We start from the raw sequence: 7,158 nt of genomic DNA, 5'->3' as shown, positions 1-7,158 counted from the left end.
GCCCAAGATCGGCATGGCTCACGATAGAATCCACAATCGAGCGATCGATCAAAAAATGCTGGCCCAGTCTCATCTTATGCGAGGCATTGTGGTAAAGACCCGGTACTTGATCCGGTCGTCCATCAACTCGTCCTCTATGCGCTTGGCTATGAGCTTCTCTGGATTGTGCAGGCCTTTTACTCTCTCCACCAGATCGGCAAAGCTCTTGAAGGGACCCTTCTTGCGTTCGTTAAGCACCGACCACATAAGCTTCTTGCCTATGCCCGGCAACAGCTCCAGGGCGTGCATGCGGGTGGTGATGGGGCCAGCATCATTGAAGTAGCGGATGAACCTGGGCTCATCCTCAAGCACTATGGTCTGGATGACAAAAGGCAGCTCCAGCTTGGCGCTGTTAGAGAGCTCTGAGTAGTCGATCCTGCGGTTGACATGATCGATCACATCACGGCTACCGCTGCCGATATACACCCGGGCTCCAGCTACAGGGACCACTCCCTCTTTGGGAGTCATCTCCATGAGCACGAAATTGGTCTCACCCACCGCCTGAACCAAAGGCTGCTTCTGATAGGTTCTGCTGTCCGGAGTGCGGCCATAGGGGAGATAATCGAGAACCCTAGCTATCTCTTCTCTCTTCGGCGGTCTCCCCTCAGGCATGCGCCTTACCCCCTGAATGCAATTTCTAAAATATTGCTGAGCTCTTCCTCGCTGAGATTGAATCGCTCCTTGGCGTAGATCGCCCTCAGCTCATCCTTGGTGACGGGCCTGATATCCGCGATCTTAACCGCTATGGTCCTCGTCATCTTCTCCAGTTTCATAAGCTCAGCTACCATTGCCGTATTCTCTTCTGCGCTGCCCTTGGAAAAGAGCTCAGCATGCCTTATCGCCCGGCGAAGCTCATAGCCCAGCTCCTCTTCATCAGCTCGCTTCTCTCGAATCTGGTCGAGCATCTCCTTGACCTCCGCCAGGGTCAGGAATTCCTCTTCTAATACGCTCTTGACAATCATCTTATTTTTGCGCCTTAAGATGTTCAGGCAGTGTGATCAAGGTCTTGGTGGCATCGCCATCTGTGACCTTCAGGACGAATGCTCTGCCCCTTTTTCCAACCACCTCGGCAGTCTTCCCATGGAACCTGGGGTGAGGCATGCCCTTATGTATGCTGGGATCGATGAGCACGTGAACCTTTGATCCCGTATCGAACTCTTGAATAGCTCTGACAACGGGAGATATTCCACTGCTCCTGACAGTCTTGCTCAGCTTGTCTCTAGACTTCTTCCGCATTCCGTGATGATGTGCCATCTGATTCTCCACCTACATCTATTACATCTAGCTCTTCAACGACCGCGTCCACTCTGAGGATCTCCGCGAGGTTCGGCTGGGTTCTGCCTCCATCTCCGGAGATCAGCTCCTTGATGTAAAGACCGCTGTCGCCCTTTACATTTATGCGAGCCAGATTGCCCACTACCTCAATAAGATCTGCGCTATAAACCTTCCTCACCCTGAGCTTATCTGCCCTTCGGTGAGACACCCGAGTTGGCGTACGCTGATCGACCTGTCCAACTAATCTCTTCAGGCCAGATTTAAGCTTTTCTTCTGCGACCTCTGCTCCCAACCTGACCAGAGCGGAGTAGGTCTTCAGAAAAGTGGCCTCTTTGAGCCGTTCCACCATGGCGGAATCCGCCACAATAAGCTCAATAACCTCCACCTTGCCCTCTGCATGACGATTGATATTTTCTTGCAGCCCCGCCAGGTCGATGGTCCTTATCCGCGGCCGGACGGCCTCTACTATGAACGGCCTGCCGCTGCCCAGCATGCGGGCGTCGATATCCTCTCGACCGGCTCCGTGAAAGACGGTATCGTCAGCCTCAGCCGCCCGGATCACCGCTGGTCGGATGAGCTCATCCACCGACTCCTGGTACATGCGGCCCGTGCCGTTGCAGCGCGGGCAGCCTCGGCCACGACACTCGCGACAGGGCCAGCGGGTCTGGGGAATGCCCCTGACGAGCTTTCTGTAGCGGCCGCGGAGGAATAAAGATGCCACCTGCAGCTCTGCCTCGCCCGTCTCCAGGTTCAGGTGCACCACCATATCCGGATCTTTCAGGTCGAACTCCTTTCCAGTGATCGCGGAGAGGCGTTTGCCGACCTCCCGGTTCAGCTCGGACTTGAAAGGCTCGGCATGGCGAGAGCCGCCGTCCGCGAGGAGTAGCTCCTCGTTCTCTGCAAGAAGGCCGGACACTTTTGTGCCCACCAACAGGGTGGAATACTCCCAGCCGGCAAGGGCGGCGGCTGCCCTCTCCGCCCACTTGTCGAGCATTTCTGGCGATATCTCTCCCAGGCAGACGGTGCAGCGAACGTCCTTTTCGCTCTTGCGGCCCAGCTTGAGCCGGGCTGACTGGAAAGAAGGCGCCAGATCTTCCAGCAAAGATATGTCACCCTCTGCGGAGGCCTGCATGGCCAGGACGGTCTTTATAGATCGACCCCGCTCAGCATTGGTAAGGCCGGTGGCCAGCATGGCAAACTGCCTTCCCAGGCAGCTGTCGCAGATGGGACCCAGGCGGACGATCCTCTTGGCCGTCTCCAGGATATCATCTTTGGGATTTTCCATGATCTCTTCACTCATAATGACTCTTCTTTTCCGGAGAGATCGAGCTACTGGTTTATTAGATCTTGCCACATGCCAATCCAGGAATGGTCTTTTCTCCCGGCCTTTTTCCCGAATTTCTGCGTGGTGCAAGCAAATTCATGGGAATCGGGCGCACAGAGAATCCTGACGGTCTATCTTCTGATGAAAAAATAAAGGGCTCTTCGCTGAATCATGTGGGTGAGGTCCGGCAGAGAATATGGCCTCTGTTCCTCTGTGTCTCTATGGTTGGGTCAGTGCATCGCGGTTCACCACAGAGGCGAAAAGATACAGAGAATTCCCGATTTCAAGTTCACCCATTCCAAATAGCGAGGAGCCAAATAGAGATTTCCCGGCACCTCGCCAGGATCACTGGGACTTCCCTGTATCTGGCTTGATACCGGATTATTCAGTACAGATCGTCATTTGCCAATAGAATGGTCATTCGCCAATATATTCACTCAGGAAGTCGAATGGAGCGGGTCTGCCCTTGGCCAGCTGCCAGGCATCGTATGAGCAGAAGATGACGGCCACGATCCATCCCAATCCAGCGCTCATGGCGCCTATCAGGAAGCTCAACAGGAAGAGAATTATTCCTCTCCTGGGGTAGCCCAGATAAATGTGGCCCAGTCCTGCAATGAGGAGGTTCAATATAACCGCAAATATTGCGCTCTTTGAATTCGCCATACAGCATCTCCAGATGATAGTTGATTCGTTAGCCTGTATTATCCGCAATCTGACATAAAGGCATTGGTATCCAGCAGCCAGTTCGTGACCACTATGCAATGATCGGCGTGCAGGCTGGTCGGCCCGAGGGCAACAACCTCTGCCCCGGCTGAGGCAAGGAGCGACTCCTCCTCCGCAGTCATTCCTGTGTGGTCTCCCAGGACGAATGCCATCTCCCTCTCCAGGGGCTCATCCTTCAGGCAGCGGAAATCCCGTCCATCCTCCCTCAGGTACACCAGCCGGACCGATCTCTGCTTCAAATCCTCCAGCGGCTTCTCCAGGCCACCGGTGCGGACGAATATGCCCGAAGTGGACATGGCCCATTCTGGCGTGGCCTCTACTGCCAGGGCCTTTTTGAGCAGGGCAGCAGTTGTTCTCTCATCGGGATTGAGGTGGCGGAGGGTCTCGCCCACCAGCCGGATGGTCTTGGGGGTCTCTCCGCCGAGCAGTACCAGGTACACCAGAACATCCTTTCTGATGCCGTGAGAGAGGACAAAGGCGGCAGTGACGGAGCGGCAGAGGATGTCCAGCCGGCCGGAGGTGCCGGGGATATCCTCTAAAGAGAAGCTGGGCTGGGTGGTGGCCTTGTGGCCGACGACGACGAATATGCGCATTTATCTATCTCCATTGATTCGCAATAGGTTATACATCCACACTGCATCCTCCGCCCTGCCATCCTCATAGCCCAGTCTGACCAGGTCGGCAATACCTGTGCCCTGAGCTGCCTGGATTATAAGCATGGAATGCATCAAAATTTTCGCCATTATATTTTTCCGTGACATCCTTTTTCACTGGGACTAGTGGCATGGGCCACTTTATAGCTTTTGACCTTTAATTGTCTGCCTGGGATGCTGGCTGAAAATGCCTCAAGCTCATTTTCTGCATATGATAGTATGGTGGACAAAAGGCGCTTTTGCCTATTAATTTCCTGGATATCCGGCCAATTCGACCATTGACGAGACCGAAATCGTCATATAATATAATCATAATAGACTGCTCAATTGGCTTTCAGAGAGTCTGTGTGATAAGGGCCTTGGAGTGTGGTTAGTACGAAATCCAATGATGTGAGTATAATATGCCATAGATTGATCTCATGCATAACGATTGCCGCCTTCCTGATCCAGGCAAATGCCGTCGCTGCCGATCCCCTCGACCCAGGCCAGCTCGGAGAATCGATGTCTATGCCCCTGCCCCAGGAGCTATTATTAAATGCAGTGAAAGCGGGAGTGATAGCAGATTCAGATTCGCTTGACCAACCCGATATCAGCGAGACTTCTATTTCCGTCAGGCCTAAATCGGAGGCAGAGGCATCCAACCCAGCTCATATTAATGTAACCGGCAACTGGCTCCTCAATCTGTACGGCACATCTTTAGAGCAGATGGAGCTTTATCTCTTCCAGAAAGATGATGCGATCTTAGGCCAGGGAGCGATAATCAGTGGAGATGGGAGACAGAACGCTACCGCCAGCGGATCAATATCAGAGGATGAAATGAATCTGGTTGTGGTTCCCTCAGGATCTTCAGATATGTATCAACTCAATCTATCCTTATCCACCCTGGGAATAGGGAGCTATACTACTTATATGACCAACGGTAGCAGCCGGTCTGGGGAGCTTGCATTCACCGCCACCACCAATATATTCAAGCCTGTATCGCATGAGTCATCGGATAGGTTCGATGCAACGCCTGCACCTGTGCAGCTTTCTGGATCAGCAGGTAGCGACAAGAGGATAAGCTCCAAGACAGCCATCAGCATGATGGATGGTGGGGGTTCCATGAGCCAGGCCTCATCCAGCTCTTCGTTTTGAGCCGGCCAATGCAGATGTGACTGAGCGCTATGTTCGTCTTGCCACCCCGCAAAGCGATCTCATGATCCCATCCAAAAGAATAATAAACCTAATAGGCAACTATTTCCTCTTCAACAGGAGTTCAAGATGATTCGCATAATATCCCTGGACATGGATGGCACCCTGGTAAATTCAAGGTTTGTGGACAAGGTCTGGATGGAAGGCATGCCCAGGCTTTATGCCGAGAGGACGGGATTGGACCTTCCCGCAGCCAGAGAATACGTGATTGGCGAGTATATGAAAATCGGCAGCGATCACCTGGAGTGGTACGACCTCAAGTTCTGGATAGACAAGTTCGGCCTCAGCATAGGCAAAGAGGAGCTTTTAGAGCTCTACGAGGACGAGATCGAGGTATATCCCGAGGTAGAGGAGGTGCTGGAGCTCCTTTCCGAGAACTATGAGCTGGTGGTGACATCCAATGCCGCTCGGGAGTTCATCGACATCGAGCTGGATGGCCTGCAGGGCTACTTCCGGGAGGTCTTCTCTGCAACCAGCGATTTCAGGGAGGTGAAGAAATCGCCTCTCCTCTATGGCGCCATCTGCGCTCATTTGGATGCCAGGCCCTTTGAGGTTCTGCATATCGGCGACCACTACAGCTATGACTATGAGTCCGCTTTGGATGCCGGCCTTGATGCCCTCTTCCTGGACCGCAGGGGCGAGCGCCAGGGCCCCGAGGTCATAGGCGACCTGAGGGAAGCTGTGGAGCTGATCGACGGGTGCGCATGAGGGCTGACCTTTGGTCATCTTCATGACTCGATCATCTTGACCTTTTTTTGATGCCTTTCAACGCCGCTCTGGCGACACCACCTGCCGGATGGAGAGAGCGGCCAGCAGGCTGAATGCCCCCAGATAGAGAAAGATGGGAACGAAATTGTCGCCATTCAGATCCAGCAGATATCCAGAAAGGGTGGGCCCCAGTGGTCCGGCGAGAAATCCGTAGGCTGCAAAGGTTAGTCCGAATATGGCACCGAAATGGTCCAGGCCGAAGCAGTCCGCCACCAATGGAGCAGAGACGGAGAATAAGGTGCCAAAAGAGAGTCCCACCACTGCTGCCAGGATTGCCGATGTAGGCAGATCTCCTGCCAGGGGAAAGAGAAAATATGCAAGACCAGCAGCAAGGAAGGCCAGGCTCATGACCCTCCTTCTTCCCAACCGGTCGGAGAAATATCCGCTCGCCAGCCTCCCGGTGCCATTGGTGAGGTTGAAGGCGGTGAGAATGAGAACCGCACCCTCCAGAGGAAGGCCTAAAGATAATCCATAGCCGGTGGAGAGGACGGTCATGGAGACTCCCGCCGCTCCGGCCAGGATCCAGGTTGTCCAGAGAAACCAGAAGCTTCGAGTGTGGAGGGTCTCAGATACTGTGAGTGGTCGCCTCTGCTCATCCTTATCTATCTCATTCCCCTCTCTTATTTGCCGCTTCAAGGCGTCCCTAATTTCGTTTTTCCTTTTTATTGTCTCATCATCCCGCTCAAGGGCGAAATATGCGCCCAGCAGGCCTGCAGTCAGAGCAAGGACTGCCAGGACCAGGCTCATGTTCCTGTAGCCGAATGCATTCAGCATCAGGCCGAATACTGGTGACATGATGGCAGCGGCCAGACCAAATACCATGCTCACCGTTCCCGAGACCAGCCCCTTCCTCTGAGGGTACCACTGCTGCACCAGAGTGAGGGCGGGGATGTAGACAAAGCATGAGGCTGCACCGTTGAGAAAAGCCCAGGCATAGACCATGTTAATCGAATTTGCAAAAGCGGCGAGGATGCAGCCGATGGTGGTGAGGAGGATTCCCAGAATTATCATCCTCCTGATGCCATATCTCTCCTGCCAGCGGCCCGCCAGAAACATGAAGATGCCCACGGCAGAGAGCATGAAGAAGATGGTAGACCCAGTGGCCCCGCTGCCAACATGAAACATCTCCTGCCATAGGGAGGCCATCACTCCGGGAAAGCCGAAGGTGAGGGCGCCCGGCCAGAA

The 7,158-nt window shown here is 54.0% G+C and carries 10 protein-coding genes; 2 read left to right on the top strand and 8 right to left on the bottom strand.

Translation table 11 applies throughout. The features are described 5' to 3' along the window. Positions 1–69: 69 nt before the first annotated feature. From BP822_RS09440 to BP822_RS09410, 7 genes are all read right to left on the bottom strand, one after another. A complete protein-coding gene (locus BP822_RS09440; protein WP_013720170.1) occupies positions 70–651 on the bottom strand; it encodes a DUF655 domain-containing protein in 582 nt (193 codons plus the stop codon). 5 nt (positions 652–656) lie between these two features. Further along, positions 657–1,001 carry an RNA polymerase Rpb4 family protein gene (locus BP822_RS09435; protein ID WP_273271774.1) on the bottom strand — a complete coding sequence of 115 codons (345 nt, stop codon included), beginning with the start codon at positions 999–1,001 and terminating at the stop codon, positions 657–659. Between the two features lies 1 nt (position 1,002). Next, positions 1,003–1,293, bottom strand: a complete 291-nt coding sequence (locus tag BP822_RS09430; RefSeq protein WP_013720168.1) for a 50S ribosomal protein L21e — start codon at positions 1,291–1,293, stop codon at positions 1,003–1,005. Then, on the bottom strand, positions 1,259–2,614 hold the full coding sequence (locus tag BP822_RS09425) for a tRNA pseudouridine(54/55) synthase Pus10 (RefSeq protein ID WP_286878191.1): 1,356 nt from the start codon (positions 2,612–2,614) through the stop codon (positions 1,259–1,261). Before BP822_RS09425 ends, BP822_RS09430 begins: the two co-directional genes overlap by 35 nt. Positions 2,615–3,055: 441 nt before the next feature. Beyond that, positions 3,056–3,301 (bottom strand): hypothetical protein, encoded by a 246-nt coding sequence (locus tag BP822_RS09420; RefSeq protein WP_013720166.1) that lies wholly within the window; start codon positions 3,299–3,301, stop codon positions 3,056–3,058. Positions 3,302–3,339: 38 nt separating this feature from the next. Next, a complete protein-coding gene (gene trmY / locus BP822_RS09415; RefSeq protein WP_273271772.1) occupies positions 3,340–3,954 on the bottom strand; it encodes a tRNA (pseudouridine(54)-N(1))-methyltransferase TrmY in 615 nt (204 codons plus the stop codon). After that, entirely contained in the window at positions 3,955–4,080 is a 126-nt protein-coding gene (locus tag BP822_RS09410) for a hypothetical protein (RefSeq protein WP_273271771.1), read from the bottom strand. Positions 4,081–4,425: 345 nt separating this feature from the next. Between BP822_RS09410 and BP822_RS09405 the strand changes: the two genes are divergently transcribed. Both BP822_RS09405 and BP822_RS09400 read left to right on the top strand, forming a co-directional pair. After that, complete coding sequence (locus BP822_RS09405; RefSeq protein WP_276619946.1) at positions 4,426–5,148, top strand: hypothetical protein; 723 nt, start codon at positions 4,426–4,428, stop codon at positions 5,146–5,148. A gap of 126 nt (positions 5,149–5,274) precedes the next feature. Beyond that, the gene (locus tag BP822_RS09400) at positions 5,275–5,913 is read left to right on the top strand and encodes an HAD family hydrolase (RefSeq protein ID WP_286878190.1); all 639 of its coding nucleotides are present in this window, start codon (positions 5,275–5,277) and stop codon (positions 5,911–5,913) included. A 57-nt stretch (positions 5,914–5,970) separates the two neighbouring features. Here the strand turns inward: BP822_RS09400 and BP822_RS09395 are convergent. Then, on the bottom strand, positions 5,971–7,158 hold a 1,188-nt coding region (locus BP822_RS09395; RefSeq protein WP_286878189.1), incomplete at its 5' end, for an MFS transporter.

It is taken from the genome of Methanosaeta sp. UBA458, assembly GCF_002496085.1.
Taxonomy (GTDB): Archaea; Halobacteriota; Methanosarcinia; order Methanotrichales; family Methanotrichaceae; genus Methanothrix; species Methanothrix soehngenii.
The sequence above is the reverse complement of the archived record's forward strand: the minus strand, read 5'-3'. Positions and strand labels throughout refer to the sequence as shown.